At 71.9% G+C, this 15,226-nt stretch carries 11 protein-coding genes; 5 read left to right on the plus strand and 6 right to left on the minus strand.

Annotated features, from left to right (window positions below; all coding sequences use genetic code 11):
- Nucleotides 1-153 precede the first annotated feature (153 nt).
- Complete coding sequence (locus AB0K05_RS43325) at nt 154-1,677, minus strand: MFS transporter (RefSeq protein WP_364237482.1); 1,524 nt, start codon at nt 1,675-1,677, stop codon at nt 154-156.
- A 141-nt stretch (nt 1,678-1,818) separates the two neighbouring features.
- Here AB0K05_RS43325 and glgB point away from each other — a divergent pair, with 141 nt between their 5' ends.
- The 4 genes from glgB to sppA all read left to right on the plus strand — a co-directional run bounded on the left by glgB (nt 1,819) and on the right by sppA (nt 9,204).
- Entirely contained in the window at nt 1,819-3,969 is a 2,151-nt protein-coding gene (gene glgB / locus AB0K05_RS43330; RefSeq protein WP_364237484.1) for a 1,4-alpha-glucan branching protein GlgB, read from the plus strand.
- A gap of 98 nt (nt 3,970-4,067) precedes the next feature.
- Entirely contained in the window at nt 4,068-5,993 is a 1,926-nt protein-coding gene (locus AB0K05_RS43335) for a S8 family serine peptidase (RefSeq protein WP_271277195.1), read from the plus strand.
- Between the two features lie 84 nt (nt 5,994-6,077).
- Nucleotides 6,078-7,445 carry a S8 family serine peptidase gene (locus AB0K05_RS43340; protein WP_364237487.1) on the plus strand — a complete coding sequence of 456 codons (1,368 nt, stop codon included), beginning with the start codon at nt 6,078-6,080 and terminating at the stop codon, nt 7,443-7,445.
- Nucleotides 7,446-7,506: 61 nt separating this feature from the next.
- Nucleotides 7,507-9,204, plus strand: coding sequence for a signal peptide peptidase SppA (sppA, locus tag AB0K05_RS43345; RefSeq protein ID WP_364237489.1), 1,698 nt, complete (start codon nt 7,507-7,509; stop codon nt 9,202-9,204).
- Here sppA and AB0K05_RS43350 read toward each other — a convergent pair.
- Genes AB0K05_RS43350 through AB0K05_RS43370 form a run of 5 tightly spaced genes read right to left on the minus strand, consistent with a single transcriptional unit; the run spans nt 9,201 to nt 13,056 of the window.
- The gene (locus AB0K05_RS43350) at nt 9,201-9,683 is read right to left on the minus strand and encodes a flavin reductase family protein (protein WP_261808325.1); all 483 of its coding nucleotides are present in this window, start codon (nt 9,681-9,683) and stop codon (nt 9,201-9,203) included. The two genes, sppA and AB0K05_RS43350, sit on opposite strands and share 4 nt — an antisense overlap.
- A gap of 31 nt (nt 9,684-9,714) precedes the next feature.
- A complete protein-coding gene (locus AB0K05_RS43355) occupies nt 9,715-10,626 on the minus strand; it encodes an ABC transporter substrate-binding protein (protein ID WP_148029421.1) in 912 nt (303 codons plus the stop codon).
- A gap of 15 nt (nt 10,627-10,641) precedes the next feature.
- Nucleotides 10,642-11,334 carry an ABC transporter permease subunit gene (locus AB0K05_RS43360; RefSeq protein WP_148029420.1) on the minus strand — a complete coding sequence of 231 codons (693 nt, stop codon included), beginning with the start codon at nt 11,332-11,334 and terminating at the stop codon, nt 10,642-10,644.
- Nucleotides 11,331-12,005, minus strand: a complete 675-nt coding sequence (locus AB0K05_RS43365; RefSeq protein ID WP_148029419.1) for an ABC transporter permease — start codon at nt 12,003-12,005, stop codon at nt 11,331-11,333. The genes AB0K05_RS43360 and AB0K05_RS43365 overlap by 4 nt, the downstream gene beginning before the upstream one ends.
- Complete coding sequence (locus AB0K05_RS43370; RefSeq protein ID WP_219550988.1) at nt 11,998-13,056, minus strand: ATP-binding cassette domain-containing protein; 1,059 nt, start codon at nt 13,054-13,056, stop codon at nt 11,998-12,000. Before AB0K05_RS43370 ends, AB0K05_RS43365 begins: the two co-directional genes overlap by 8 nt.
- 270 nt (nt 13,057-13,326) lie before the next feature.
- On the opposite strand from AB0K05_RS43370, the gene AB0K05_RS43375 reads away from it, so the two are divergent.
- On the plus strand, nt 13,327-15,198 hold the full coding sequence (locus tag AB0K05_RS43375; RefSeq protein WP_364237495.1) for a hypothetical protein: 1,872 nt from the start codon (nt 13,327-13,329) through the stop codon (nt 15,196-15,198).
- Nucleotides 15,199-15,226: the final 28 nt, after the last annotated feature.

Consider the following 15,226-nt stretch of genomic DNA (forward strand, 5'->3'; position numbering starts at 1 on the left):
GGGGCTTACCTAAAAGCGCTGCTCAAGCGCGTGCCATCGATGGGTCCGAAGGTAATCGTCGCGCAAGGGAAAGGGCAAGCGCGGGACGGGCCCCGGCGACGGGATCCCCTATGACATCGGGGATCCCGCACGAATTCTTTACCTTCGATCCGGTTACGAACCGTCGGGCGAGGAGCCGAGCCGGGGGACGTGGCGCAGGGTGGTGGCCGCCAGGATCGCCGCGGCGAGCAGGACGACCGAGGCGGCCGCCGCCGTGACCGTGAGGCTCGTGGTGAAGGCGGCCCTGGCCGCCTCCGCGAGCGTGGCGGCGACGGAGGCGGGCTGACCGGACGCGACGGCCATGGCGCCGCCCAGGGTGTCGCGGGCCGCTGCCGCCGCCTCGGCGGGGACTTCCTCCGGTACGCGCAGGCGGGCCTGGTAGACGGCGGCGGCGATGCTCCCGAAGACGGCCAGCCCGGCCGCGCCGCCGAACTCCTGGGCGGTCTCCGACAGCGCCGCCGCCGAGCCGGAGCGCTCCGGCGGCGCCGCGCCGACCACGATGTCGATGCCCAGCACGAGCAGCGGCGAGCCGCCCAGGAAGAACAGCGTCTGCCCGGTCACCAGCGCGGCGAGCCCCGACGTGCCCGCCATGGTGAGGAGCAGGACCCCTGCCGCGCCGAGCACCAGTCCCCCGGCCGCGAGGACCGCGGGCCGGACCCGCCGCGCCAGCGCCGGGGTCGCCACGAACCCGAAGATGATCGCCACCGCGTTGGGCAGCGTCCACAGCCCGGCCTCCAGCGGCGACAGGCCGAGCACGAGTTGCAGGTACTGCGCCGTCAGCAGGCCGATCCCCGGCCCCACCAGGATGACCAGCATCAGCGTGCCCAGCGCCCCGGAGAAGCGCCGCTCGGCGAACAGCCGCAGGTCGAGCAGGGGTTCGGCCAGCCCGCGCTGCCTTCGTACGAAGACCACCGCCAGCGCCGTCCCCGCCACCAGGGAGAGCGGCGCGACGGCGCCCGCCCCGCCGGCGGCCAGCTCCTTCACCCCGTAGGTGACCGCGAGCGCGGCCGCCACCGACAGCACCACACTGGGGGCGTCGATCCGGCCCACGGCGGGCGAGCGGTACTCGGGCAGCAGCAGCGGCCCCGCCACCAGCAGCACGGCCATCACCGGCACCCCGAGCAGGAACGCCGCCCCCCACCAGAAGGTCTCCAGCAGTGATCCGCCGAGCAGCGGCCCGATCACCATGCCGCCGGTGAAGCCGACCATCCACAGGCTGATCGCGGTCGTCCGCTGGGCGGGGTCGTGGAACATGGTGCGGATCAGCGACAGTGTCGAGGGCATCAGCGTCGCGCCCGCCACGCCCAGCGCGGCGCGGGCGGCGATGAGCACTTCGGCGCTCGGCGCGTACGCGGCCGCGGCGGAGGCGAGCGCGAAGGCCGCGGCCCCGATCAGCAGCAGCCGCCTGCGCCCGATCCGGTCGCCCAGCGTGCCCATGGGGATGAGGAAGCCGGCGATCAGGAACCCGTAGATGTCGTTGATCCACAGCAGCTGCGCCCCGGTGGGCCGGAGGTCCTCACTCAGCGCGGGCACGGCCAGGTGCAGCACGGTCACGTCTATCGAGAGCAGCAGGGTCGGCAGGATGAGGACGGCCAGGCCGATCCACTCCCGCTTTCCCGCACGCTGTTGTATGTCCATGCATGGAACGCTAAAAACCCAACCACGCTTGAGGTCAATCCCCGATAAACCCAAGATTCCGCACTTTCGGTGATTGTCGGGGTGAATGCGGGCAGTGCCACAGATGGACGGTCGCCATAGGGCAGTGTTGGGAGCATGCCGATGAGGACAGAGCTCGACCGCCTCGCGGGCGGGGCGCACCACGATCCGCATTCCGTGCTGGGCGCCCACCCAGGCGCGGGTGGGGTGACCTTCCGAGCGCTGCGCCCGCTCGCCGAACGGGTCCGCGTGGTGCTGGACGACGGCACCGCGCACGACATGAAGCACGTGGCCCACGGCGTGTTCGAGACCACGGTCCCCGGTCTGGACAAGGTTCCCTCGTACACCTTGAGCGTGCGCTATCCCGGCGGTGAGGCGCACGAGACGCGCGACCCGTACCGGCACTGGCCCACGCTGGGCGAGGTCGACCTGCACCTGATCGGCGAGGGGCGGCACGAGCGGCTGTGGGAGGTGCTCGGCGCCCGCGTGATGGAACACCAGGACACGCCGGGCACGGCGTTCGCCGTCTGGGCGCCCAACGCCCGCGGCATCCGGGTGATCGGCGACTTCAACCACTGGGACGGCACCGCCTACCCCATGCGCTCGCTGGGCCGCTCGGGGGTGTGGGAGCTGTTCGTCCCCGGTCTCGGCGCGGGCGAACGTTACAAGTACCAGGTGCTGGGCGCCGACGGCGTATGGCGCGACAAGGCCGACCCGATGGCGCGCAGGACCGAGCTGCCCCCGCAGACCGCCTCGGTCGTCGAGCAGTCCGACTACGTCTGGGCCGACGAGGAGTGGATGGCGGGGCGGCGCGACGAGCAGCCGCGCAACGGGCCGATGAGCATCTACGAGGTCCACCTGGGCTCGTGGCGGCCCGGCCTGTCCTATCTGGAGCTGGCCGACCAGCTCTCGGAGTACGTGGCCGACCTGGGCTTCACGCACGTGGAGCTGCTGCCGGTGGCCGAGCACCCGTTCGGCGGGTCGTGGGGCTACCAGGTGACCTCCTACTACGCGCCGACGGCCCGCTTCGGCACCCCCGACGAGTTCCGCGCGTTCGTCGACCGGATGCACGCCAAGGGCATCGGGGTGGTGCTCGACTGGGTGCCGGCGCACTTCCCGATGGACGACTGGGCGCTGGCCCGCTTCGACGGCACCCCGCTCTACGAGCACGCCGACCCGGCCAGGGGCGAGCACCCCGACTGGGGCACGTACGTGTTCGACTTCGGGCGCCGCGAGGTGCGCAACTTCCTGGTCGCCAACGCGCTCTACTGGCTCAAGGAGTTCCACATCGACGGCCTGCGGGTGGACGCGGTGGCCTCGATGCTCTATCTCGACTACTCCCGCCGGGAGGGCGAGTGGACCCCCAACGTCTACGGCGGCCGGGAGAACCTCGACGCGGTCGAGTTCCTCAAGGAGATGAACTCGGTCTGCTACCGGGAGGCGCCCGGCATCGCGACCGTGGCCGAGGAGTCGACCGCCTGGCCGGGAGTGTCACGGCCGGTGCACCTGGGCGGGCTCGGCTTCGGGTTCAAGTGGAACATGGGGTGGATGCACGACACGCTGGAGTATCTCCGGCACGAGCCGATCTTCCGGCAGTACCACCACCATCAGATGACGTTCTCCCTCATCTACGCCTACTCGGAGAACTACGTCCTGCCGCTCTCCCATGACGAGGTGGTGCACGGCAAGGGCTCGCTGATGGGCAAGATGCCCGGCGACGAGTGGCAGCGCTTCGCCCAGCTGCGCGCGCTGCTGGCGTTCATGTGGGCGCATCCGGGCAAGCAGCTGCTGTTCATGGGCGGCGAGTTCGGTCAGGGCTCGGAGTGGTCGGAGGAGCGCGGGCTCGACTGGTGGGTGCTGGAGTTCGACGGTCACCAGGGCGTGCAGAGGCTGGTACGCGACCTCAACCGGTTCTACAAGGACACCCCGGCGCTGTGGGAGCAGGACACCAGGCCCGAGGGTTTCCGGTGGATCGACGCCGACGACGCGCCGGGCAACACGTTCTCGTTCCTGCGGTACGCGAAGGACGGGTCCGCGGTGGCGTGCGTGGTCAACTTCAGCGGCGGGGCGCACGAGAACTACCGGCTCGGGCTCCCGTACGGGGGGCGGTGGGAGGAGGCGGTCAACACCGACGCCTACGAGTACTGGGGCAGCGGCGTGGGCAACATGGGCGAGGTGGAGGCGGTCGACGAGCCGTGGCACGGCCTGCGCTACTCGACGACGTTGCGGGTGCCGCCGATGGGCGCGGTCTGGCTGACCTCTCCGCCTTCCTGACTGGTGCCTGAAAGTCTGGTGAGAAAGGAGCGGCAGGGCCTGTCCGGTCCTGACAAATCACCTTAAACTCCGAGATCATGTCTCCTCGGAGGAAGCCGGTGCGACTTCGCCCCCTGATCGCCACCGCGATCATGCTGGCGCTGCTCCCCGCGGCGCCGGCGTTCGCCGACGATTTAACGCCGACGCTGCCCACACCGACCCCCACCCCCGCCGCCACGAGCGCCGAAGAGAAGGTCGAGGAGGGCTTAGCCGTCGACGGCGGCAGCGTGCGCGCCATCGTCGAGCTGACCGACCCCGCCCAGCACGCCCCGATGGCGGCCAGGGCCGCCGAAGGCAGCGTCGAGGTGCTGCTGCAGCCTCAGGCCCAGCCGTTCATGGTGGTCGAGGGCACGGCCGAGGAGCTGGCCGCGCTCGCCGAGGACCCCCGGGTGACGTCCATCCACCGCGACCGCGCCTACCCGCCCGCGCTGGCCTCCAGCATCGCGCAGATCGGGGCCGACCAGGCGCACGCCGCCGGTCACACCGGGGCCGGACAGAACATCGCGATCCTGGACACCGGCGTCGACCTCGACCACCCGTTCCTGAGCGGCCGGGTGGTGGCCGAGGCCTGCTTCTCCGCCGTGGACGCGGGCGTCGAGTCGCTCTGCCCCAACGGCCAGACCAGCCAGGTCGGCGCCGGCTCGGCCGACGCCACCACGGCCAAGTGCCTGCTGGACGGGACGAACCTGTGCGACCACGGCACCCACGTGGCCGGCATCGCCGCGGGCACCGGCGGCGTCGCGCCCGGCGCGGGGATCGTCGCGGTGCAGGTGTTCAGCCGGGTCAACGACGAGGACCTGTGCGGCGCGGCCGCCTGCCTGCTGGCGTACGAGTCGTCGCTGCGGCTGGCCCTGGACCACGTGGCCTCGCTCACCGAGCCCATCGCGGCGGTGAACCTGAGCCTGGGCGGCATGCCGTACGAGACGAGCTGCGACGACAGCGAGGAGGCGCAGGTCTTCAAGCCGAAGATCGACGCGCTGCTCGCCAAGGGCGTCGCGACCGTAGTCGCGGCCGGCAACGAGTACTTCGAGGGCGCCACGTTCCCCGCCTGCATCAGCTCCGCGGTGGCCGTCGGGGCGAACGACGACGGCGACGCCATCGCCGACTTCTCCAACCGGGGCGCGCTGCTCGACCTGTTCGCGCCCGGCGTGGACATCGAGTCGTCGGTGCCTGACGACCAGATGACCACCTACAGCGGCACCTCGATGGCCACCCCGCACGTGGCGGGCGCGCTGGCGCTGCTGAAGGCGCAGTCGCCGGACACGCCGATGCCAGACCTGATCGCCAAGCTCGTGTCGACCGGCAGGCCGTACGTCTACCAGGTCGACGGCGCCGAGGTGCGCACGCCGAGGCTGGACGTGGCGGCGGCGGTGACGGGCGGCACGCCGCAGCCGGAGATCAGCCAGAGCCCGCCGGCCGCCCCCGACCCGGCCGATCCTGGCCCGGGGGACCCGGACCCGGCCGACCCGGACCCGAGCCCTCAGCCCGACCCGACGGGCAGCGGCCCGACCCCCGAGCCGGAGCAGCCGTCCGACGACCCGACGCCGGTGCCGCTGCCGACGGTCACCGTCACAGTCACGATCACCGTCACGCCGACCCCGGCCGCCAAGGCCGCGCCGGTCTGCACCAGGGGCACCGCGGCCAAGCGGCTGACCGCCAAGCAGTGGGCCAAGGAGATCCACCGCGGCAGCGGCACGATGAGCGACGAGACCCTCACCTGCTACCTGAAGCTGGTGGGCAAGGCCAGCAAGGTCTTCCCCGAGCTGACCAAGGCCTCGTCGCTGGGCAAGGCGTACCGGGTGATCAAGAACACCAAGACCGCCAAGCGCAGGCTGGACAGCGCGCTGCTCACCGGCTGGCTCAACTGGGCGCACGGCGTGAACGGCACCAAGACCCTCAAATCATCAGAGAAGGTGCGGCTGGCCAAGAAGCCCACGAATGCCGCGCTCAAGAAAGCTGCCACCAAGGTGATCAAATCCCGGTAAAAGGCTAGAAAACCGAGGCGTCACGGACGACACGACCGGGGAGCTATCCGCCGTGTCGTCCGCTTGACGTCTCGGAGGAAACCCGTGGGATCTCGCTCTGTGCTCGCCTGCGCGGTCGCGCTGACGACGATCGTGGGCACGGCGCCCGCGGGGAACGCCGGCACTCCTGTCAGCGACGGTCCCACCGTCGGCAACGGCCTGGTCGAGCAGATCAGGTCCGAGAAGAAGGTCCGCTCCATCGTCGAACTGCGGCCAGGCCAGCCGGTGGGCAAGGTCGCCACGGACGTCGAGCGGGCCTCGGCCGGCGCCAAGGTGCTGGAGTCGTCCGCCTCGGCGGGCTTCCTGGTCGCCGAGGTCGACGCCGCCACCCTCGCCGAGCTGCGCAGGGACCCCCGGGTCCAGGCCGTGTACGCGGACCGGCCGAGCGTGCCCTTTCTGGCCGACAGCACCCGGGTGATCGGCTCGGACCGGGCCAACGCGGCGGGCTGGACGGGCCGCGGCGCCACCGTCGCCGTCCTGGACCTGGGCATCGACGGCGACCATCCGTTCCTGTCCGGCCGCATCGTGGACCAGGCCTGCTTCTCCACCACCGACGCGAGCACCGGGTCCGTGTCCCTGTGCCCGAGCGGCGAGGACACCCAGACCGGGCCGGGCGCGGCGGACACCACGATCCCGCGCTGCATGTCGCGCGGCGTCAACCAGTGCGGCCACGGGACCCACGTGGCCGGCATCGCCGCGGGCCGGAACGCGCCCGGCGCCCCCGGCAACGGGGTCGCCCCCGACGCGGCGGTCCTGCCCATCCAGGTCTTCAGCCGGGTCGACACCGCCACGGGCTGCGGCGGGGTCGGCGCCCAGGCCCCCTGCTTCGTCACCTACACCTCCGACCAGAAGCTGGCGCTGGACTACGTCACCCGCGTGGCCAGGACGTACAACGTGGCCTCGGTGAACATGAGCTTCGGCGGCAGCGGCCCCTTCCGGGCGCACTGCGACGCCGACCCGGAGGCGTCGGCGCTCAAGGGCCAGTTCGACACGCTGCTGAACCTGGGCGTCGCGCCCGTGGTGGCGGCCGGCAACGGGAGCGCGCGCGACGGCGTCGCCTCGCCCGCGTGCATCTCCAGCGCCGTCACGGTGGGCGCCACCGACGACGCCGACGCGGTCGCCGTCTTCTCCAACCGGGGCGCGCTGCTCGACCTGTTCGCGCCGGGCGTGACGATCGAGTCCTCGGTGCCGGACGACACGTACGCGTCGATGAGCGGCACGTCGATGTCCGCGCCGCACGTGGCTGGGGCGTTCGCGGTGATGAAGCAGGCGTTTCCGGCGCTCGACGCGGCGCAGATCCTGCGGCGGCTCCAGGAGACCGGCCGGTCCATCGTCTACAGCGCCTCCTCCCGGAGCGTCGGCACGCCGCGCATCGACCTGGGCCGCGCGACCTCGGCCGTCACGCAGGGCTGAGCCGCCCCACTTGGCAGGAGTTGGACACACGCGCCCGACTTCTGCCGCTTAGGGTGGCTCTATGGACCCAGGCAAGGCGATCTTCGAAACCGTCGAGAAGCTCCGGCAGCGGCGCACCGCTCCGCTCGTACTTGAACTCGACCTCACCGAGGGGCTCACCCAGGGGCCGCCCTCGGACCCGCTGGCCGCGCTGCTGTCCATGCGCAAGCCCCGCCTGTCCGACGTGCTGGCCGGGCTCAAGCGGGCCCGGCAGGACTCCCGGGTCAAGGCGCTGATCGTGAAGATCGGCGGCAATCCGATCGGGCTGGCGACCGTCCAGGAGCTGCGCCAGGCCGTCGTCGAGTTCCGCGCCTCCGGCAAGCGGACCGTGGCCTTCGCCGAGACGTTCGGCGAGTTCGGCGCCGGCACGATCCCGTACTTCCTGGCCAGCGCCTTCGACCGGGTCTACCTGCAGCCCAGCGGCGACGTGGGGCTCACCGGCGTGGTCCTGGAGCAGCGCTTCCTCAAGAACGCGCTGGGCAAGCTCGGCGTCGACTACGAGATCGGCCAGCGCCACGAGTACAAGACCGCGGCCAACACCTTCACCCAGGACCACATGACCGAGCCGCACCGCGAGTCGATGGCCCGGATCGTCGAGTCCATCACCGAGCAGATCGTGGCCGGCATCGCCGACGGCCGCCGGCTCGACCCCGGCAAGGTGCGCGAGCTGATCGACCGCGGCCCGTTCATCGGCGCCGAGGCGGTGGACGCCGGGCTGGTCGACGGCCTGGCCTACCGGGACGAGGTGTACGGCGAGGTCAAGCGCGCCGCCGGCGAGGACTCCCTGCTGCAGTACGTGTCCCGCTACCACCGGGCGTCGGCCGTCAAGAAGCTGCCGCATCCGACCGCCGACGGCATCGCGCTCGTCCACGGCGACGGCGCGATCCGCACCGGCCGCAGCGGCCGCAGCCCGCTCGGCGGGGGCGGCGCGATGGGCTCCGACACGATCAGCGCCGCGCTGCGCGCCGCCCGCCGCGACGAGCACGTCAAGGCCGTGGTGTTCCGCGTCGACAGCCCGGGCGGCTCGTACGTGGCCTCCGACACGGTGTGGCGTGAGGTGGTGCTGACGCGCAAGGTCAAGCCCGTGATCGTGTCGATGGGCGACGTGGCGGCCTCCGGCGGCTACTTCGTCTCGATGGCCGCCGACGTGATCGTGGCTCAGCCGGGCACGCTCACCGGCTCGATCGGCGTGCTCGGCGGCAAGCCGGTGCTGTCGGAGCTGCTGGAGAAGCTCGGCGTGGACACCGACCACGTCGCCCAGGGCGCGAACGCGGGCATGTTCTCCACCTCGCGCGGCTTCTCGCCGGAGCAGTGGGAGCGGGTCAACGCCTGGCTCGACAGGATCTACGACGACTTCGTGGGCAAGGTGGCCGAGGCCCGTGATCTGAGCCGTGAGCGCGCCCACGAGCTGGCCCGCGGCCGAGTCTGGACGGGCGCCGACGCACGGGCGGGCGGCCTGGTCGACGAGCTGGGCGGGCTGGAGGACGCGCTGCAGCTGGCCAGGAAGCGGGTCGGCCTCGCCGAGGACGCCCCGGTCCGGGTCTATCCCAGGCTCAACCCGCTGGAGCGCCTGCGCGGCCCCGAGTCCAGCGACGACAAGGCCGCGGCCCTGGCCAGGGTGCGCCTGGACTCCTGGGGCCCGCTGGCCAGGCTCTCCGCCGAGCTCGGCCTCCCGGCGACCGGTCCGCTCGCGCTCCCCGCCTGGTACACGATCCGCTAGGCGCCGACCGCGCGGTAGCGGCCCCGCAGGCGGATGAGAGGCCGCAGGCCCGGGGCCACGTAGTCGACGGCCAGGACCCGGGCCACGAACAGCGTGTGGTCGCCCGCCGGCACCACCCGCGTGGTCTCCGCCTCCAGCGCGGCGACGCCGCCGTCCAGGACGATCGCGTCCGAGTGCGGGCCGCGATGGTGCGGGACGCCCGCCACCAGGTGGCGGGCGCTCGGCCGGCCCGCCGCCGCGAACCGGCTGGCCATCGCCGCCTGGCCTGACGACAGCAGGGAGCACGCCCACCGGTCCTGGCGCAGCAGCACCTCGTTGACGTAGCCCCCGCTGCCCAGGCTGACGAGCATCAGCGGCGGGTCCAGCGACACCGACATCAGCGTGGAGACGGTGACGCCCACGTCGTCGCGCCCGTCGCGCACGGTGACGACCGACACGCCCGCCGCGAGCTGCGCCATGGCGTCGGTGAACTCGCTCACCGCCCGGCCCCCCGGATCCGGGCGGGGCGGGTCAGCCGAGGCCGTTCGAGGTCAGCCATTCCCCGGCCACCGTGGCGGGCTCGTCCTTGTTGACGGAGATCTTCTGCATCATGTCGAGCAGCGAGTCCGTCGTCAGCTTGGCGGAGACGCCGTTGAGCGTCGTCCTGACCGTGTCGTCCACCGTGGCCTTGTGGACCAGCGGGGTCACGTTCTGGGCCGGGAAGATGTTCTTGGTGTCCTCAAGGGGCGCCAGCTCGTTGATGGTCATCTTCGGGTCGGTGCTGAAGACGTTGCCCACCTGGATGGAGCCGTCCTTGATGGCGTCGGCCGTCGTGGGCCCCGTCGGCTTCCACTCCTTGAACTCGATCCCGTACACGTCCTTGAAACGCTGCTCCCAGCGGTCCTTGAACTCCGGCGGGCCGCCCACCACCATGTCCTTCGACACCTTGGCCAGGTCGTCCATGGTGGCGGTCTTCTGCGCCGTCTCCTTGGTGACCGAGAGGGTGTCCTTGTCCTCGGCCGGGGAGGAGTCGAGCACCTCCAGCTCGGGCGGCAGCTTCTCCTTCAGCGCGGCGTTGATCTCCTCGGCGGTCGCCGCGGTGTTCTCCTTGTCGACGTAGGCGAGCAGGTTGCCGTTGTACTCGGGCACGATCGTCAGCCCGCCGCCCTTCACCTGGTCGTAGACGACCTCGCGGCTGCCGATCCGCGGCTTCTCCTCCACCTGCACGCCCTTGGCCTCCAGCGCCTGGGCGTAGATCGACGCGAGCAGCACGCTCTCGTCGAAGTCGAACGACCCGATCACGACAGTCCCCCCGCCGGAAGCCGACCCGGTCGGCGTGGCGGCCGTGCTCTGCAGCGGGTTGTCACCGCCGCCGCCGCCACAGCCGGCCAGCGCGAGCGCCGCGGACAGGAGCACCGCCGCGGTGCCGAACATGCGTCTCATCAGTTGTTTCCCCTTCTAGCGGGAGGTTGCACCACTGTCACGTACCTTCAGTCGCCGGCTCACGCCCGGGGAGACGGTCACTCTCTGTACGAGCGTGAATCCGACCTGCACCACGAGCGCGAACAGCACAATCAACACAGAACCCCCGAAGACGCTCGCGTAATCCTGTGTCGCGAAACCGTCGATGACGAACCGCCCGAGCCCGCCCAGACCGGTGTAGGCCGCGACCGTCGTGGTCGCGACCACCTGGATGGCCGACAGCCGCAGCCCCAGCAGGATCAGCGGCAGCGCCACCGGCACCAGCACCTGCCCCAGAACCTGCCCGCCACGCAGCCCCATCCCGTACGCGGCGTCACGCAGCTCCGGGTCCACCCCCCTGATCCCCTCGAAGGTGTTGACCAGGATCGGCGGCACGGCCAGCAGCACCAGCGGGATGATCACCGGCCAGATCGACGCGGTGCCGAGCAGCAGCACGAACAGCACCAGCACGCCCAGCGTGGGGATCGCCCTGGCCAGGTTGGCGGAGACCACCACGACCAGGTGGCCCCTGCCGGTGTGACCGATCAGCAGGCCGAGCGGCACCGCGACCAGCGTGGCCAGGAAGAGGGCCAGCGCGGAGAACTCCAGGTGCTCCAGCAGCCGCACCGGGATCCCGTACGGCCCCGACCAGTGCGCGGGGTCGCCGAAGAAGTCGACGAGCCAGTTCACGTCGCCCTCCTCGCCCGTTCCCACGGCGTCAGCAGCCGCTGCGCGAGCACCAGCAGCCCGTCGGCGACCAGCGCGAGCAGCACGATCAGCCCGATGCCGACGACGACCGGCGGCAGGAACGGGTTCTGGTAGGCGCGGGTGAACAGCATGCCCAGCCCGCCCTGCCCGATCAGCGCGCCCACGCTGACCAGGCTGATGCTGGAGACGGCCACCACCCGCAGCCCGGCGATCACCACCGGCGCCGCGATCGGCAGCTCCACCTGCACCAGCCGGCGCAGCGGCGTGAAGCCCATGGCCACCGCCGACTGCCGGACGTGCTCGGGCACCGCGCGGATCCCGTCGACCACGGCGGGGATGAGCACGGCCATCGCGTAGAAGATCAGCGGGATGATCACGGTGACCGGCGACAGCCCGGTGACCGAGATCAGCAGCATGAACAGCGGCAGCGACGGCAGCGCGTAGAGCACGTTGAACACGGCCGCGGTGGGCTGGTAGAGCCACCGCCACCGGATGCAGGCGAGCCCGAGCGGCAGGGCCAGCGCCAGCCCGGCGACGATCGGCACCAGCGACATCAGCAGGTGGTCGCTCAGCAGGTCCCTGATGCTGCCGGCCCGCCCGGTGTCCCAGTTGCGGGCGATCCACTCCCAGAGTGAGGGAGGCCCGTCACCCATGGACGGCCTCCGTCAGCGCCTCGTCGAGCGCCTGCCGGGTGGCCACCCCGACGACCTTGTCCTGCTCGTCCACCGCCACCGCGTGACCCGACGGGGACAGCAGCGCCGCGTCCAGCGCCGCGCGCATGGAGTCGCGGCCGTGGCGGAACGTGCCCGCGGGCCCCAGCTCGCCCGGCCGGCCGCGCGCCAGCCAGCCGGCGGCCCGTCCCTCGGCGGTGAGCGCGAGCAGCCACGGCTCGTCGCCCCGCCCGTCGGCGCCCTCCCGCACGGTCAGGTCGGTGCGCAGGCGCAGCCCGCCCGTGGAGACGAACTGCAGGCGGCGGATCCCCCGGTCGCGGCCGAGGAACTCGCGCACGAAGTCGTCGGCGGGCTCCGTCAGCAGCGTCTTGGGGTCGGCGACCTGCGCCAGCTTGCCGCCCACGCGCAGCACCGCCACCCGGTCGCCGAGCTTGATCGCCTCGTCGATGTCGTGGGTGACGAACACGATGGTCTTGTTCAGCTCGGCCTGGAGCCTGATCAGCTCGTCCTGGAGGTTCGTGCGGACCACCGGGTCGACCGCGCTGAACGGCTCGTCCATGAGCAGCACGGGCGGGTCGGCGGCCAGCGCCCTGGCCACCCCCACCCGCTGCTGCTGCCCGCCGGACAGCTGGAACGGGTAACGCTCGCCCATCGCGGGGTCCAGGCCGACCCGCTCAAGCAGCTCCATGGCCCGGCCGCGGGCCCGCTTGCGGTTCCAGCCGAGCAGGTACGGGACGGTGGCGACGTTGTCGACGACCTTGCGGTGCGGGAAGAGACCCGCCTGCTGGATCACGTACCCGATGCCGCGGCGCAGCACCGGGGGATCGACGGTGTCCACCGGAGCGCCGTCGAGCAGGATCCGGCCCTCGCTGGGGTCGATCATCCGGTTGATCATCCGGAGCGACGTCGTCTTGCCGCACCCCGAGGGGCCGACGAGCACGGTGATCTCCCCCGTGCGCGCCTCCAGGCCGAGGCGGTCCACGGCGACCGTCCCGTCCGGATAGCGTTTGGTGACAGCATCGAAAGTGATCACGCGCGACCTCCCGCATCGAGCAGGGCCGCGACCCCCTGCCACGACCGCCGCATGATCTCTTGAACCCACAGACTACGGCGATCCATCCCCCTCTGTCCTAGCGGGTCCGAACTGAACCGCTTCACCGACCTGCGATTCCCCAGTAATTCGCCCTTCGGTAGTGCGCTCCACCAGGGATTGTTGGCATGATTGCCTCCACAACCTCCAGATTCACCGGCGCACCCCCTCCCCCTCAGCGTCCGCCCTTGCTATTAAGAGGAACCGGTCAACGTGACACACCCGCTCACCGATCAGCGCTCCCGTCGCGAGCAGATCGCCGAGCTCTACGACGGTCACGCCGCCGGGCTGTTCGTCTACTGCGCCGACCAGCTCGGCGATCTCGGCTCGGCGGCCGACGTCCTGGAGTCCGTCCTCACCAGCGCGCCGGAGGATCCTCCCCGGGCCGCCCTTTACGCGTTCGCCCGCCGGGAGATCCACCGGCGCGACGTCGTCTACGCGCCGCCGGTCGTCGATCCGCTGACCGACCCCGTGTCCGCGCTGGTCGAGCGCATCCTGCGCGAGCTTCGGCCGCAGCAGCGCGAGGTGCTCGTGCTCGGCCACGTCTGCGGGCTCGACCTGGCCGAGCTCGCCTGGGTGCTCGACGTGGCGGCCGACACGGCCGAGGAGCTGGCGCTCAGCGCCGCCCACCGGTTCCGGCAGATACTCAACATGGCGCTGGCCGCGACGGGGGCGGGCGGCTCCAAGCCGGTGGCCGACGTCTACGGCGCGCTCGCGGTCGCGCCGCTGCGCGACGTCTTCGGCCGCCTGCCGTGGCCCGAACCACCCGGCACCCTCCGCATCCACCTGGCCGGCTCCAGCACCGCCGATCCCGCGCCGCTGTTCGTCAAGCCGCGCTGGCCCGTGCCGCCGGCCTGGCCGCAGCCGCTCGGCACGGCCGACCCGGCGACCACGACCGTCCTCTTCCCCCGCGACCTGCTCAGGCCCCCCTCGCCGTCGCGCGTCCCCGACCACGACGCGACCACGACGCCGATGCCCAAGTTCCGCGACGACGTACGCGAGGGCCCGGCCTCCTTCGACGCCCTCCGCGCGAACCCCTTCGACGCCCTGCGCTCGAACCCCGCGTCCCCGGCCTCCTTCGACGCGTTGCGCTCGAACCCGGCGTCCTCAGCGCCCTTCGACGCCCTGCGCTCGAACCCCGGGTCCTCGGCGCCCTTCGAGCGCCTGAGGGGGAACCCCGCCTCGCTGAAGCCCTTCGAGGCCCGCCCGACCCCCTTCGAAGCCTTCCGCCCCCGGCGGCCCTCCCAGCCCGGCGCTGCTCAGCCCGGTCCTGCTCAGCCCGGTCCTGCGCAGCCCGGTCCTGCGCAGCCCGGCGCTGCTCAGCAGGGTCCCGCTCAGCCCGGCGCTGCTCAGCCGGGCCCCGGCAGGTCCGGTCCCGCTCAGCCGTCCGGTCCCGCTCAGTTCGCCCCCGGCCGGCCGACGCCGCGAGGGGCGAAGCCCGGTATGGGCGAGCCGCCGATGGCCGCGCCCACCGGTTTTCTGACCGGCGGCGACGTGCTCGACGACCCGGGCGGCACCAGCCCGGCGGTCGGCGGCCTCCCGGACATGGCGGCTCCCATGACCGGCGACTTCCTCGCCCAGCCCGGCCCCGCCCGTGAGGCCGGGCCGCTGTTCACCCCGCGCGCCCAGCCAAGGGAGCCGGTCTACCGCATGCCGGCCGCCCCTTCAGCCCCGGAGCCGGAGACGCCCCCGATCCAGGACCTCCGCCCTCAGCCGGCGAAGCCCTCCCCCGCCGACTCCCCCACGGCTGACGCCCTCAAGGCCGACTTCCTCAAGGCCGACTCCCGTACCTCTGACTTCCTCCCGGCTGACTCCCGTACGGATGGGTCACGTACGGGAGAGTCCGGACAGCTTCGTACGGCGGGTGGCGGGGAGAAGGCGGATCCGCTGGCGACGAAGCCGCGTCCCGCCCTCCGGAAGCCGCAGGCGCAGAAGGGCCGCAAGCCGTCCCCCGCCAAGAACAGAAAGAAGAAGAAGCGCCGCAACCGTCACCACGACTGGGCATGGGAGCTGATCGGCTTCCTGATCTGCGTGGCGATCGCGATGATCGTGTTCTTCTCGGTCCCCATGATCCTCAAGCCCTGACCGGCCCCGGGCGAAGCCGGGACCAGCG

The sequence above is a fragment of the Nonomuraea sp. NPDC049486 genome, assembly GCF_040676925.1.
GTDB classification, from domain to species: Bacteria; Actinomycetota; Actinomycetes; order Streptosporangiales; family Streptosporangiaceae; genus Nonomuraea; species Nonomuraea ferruginea.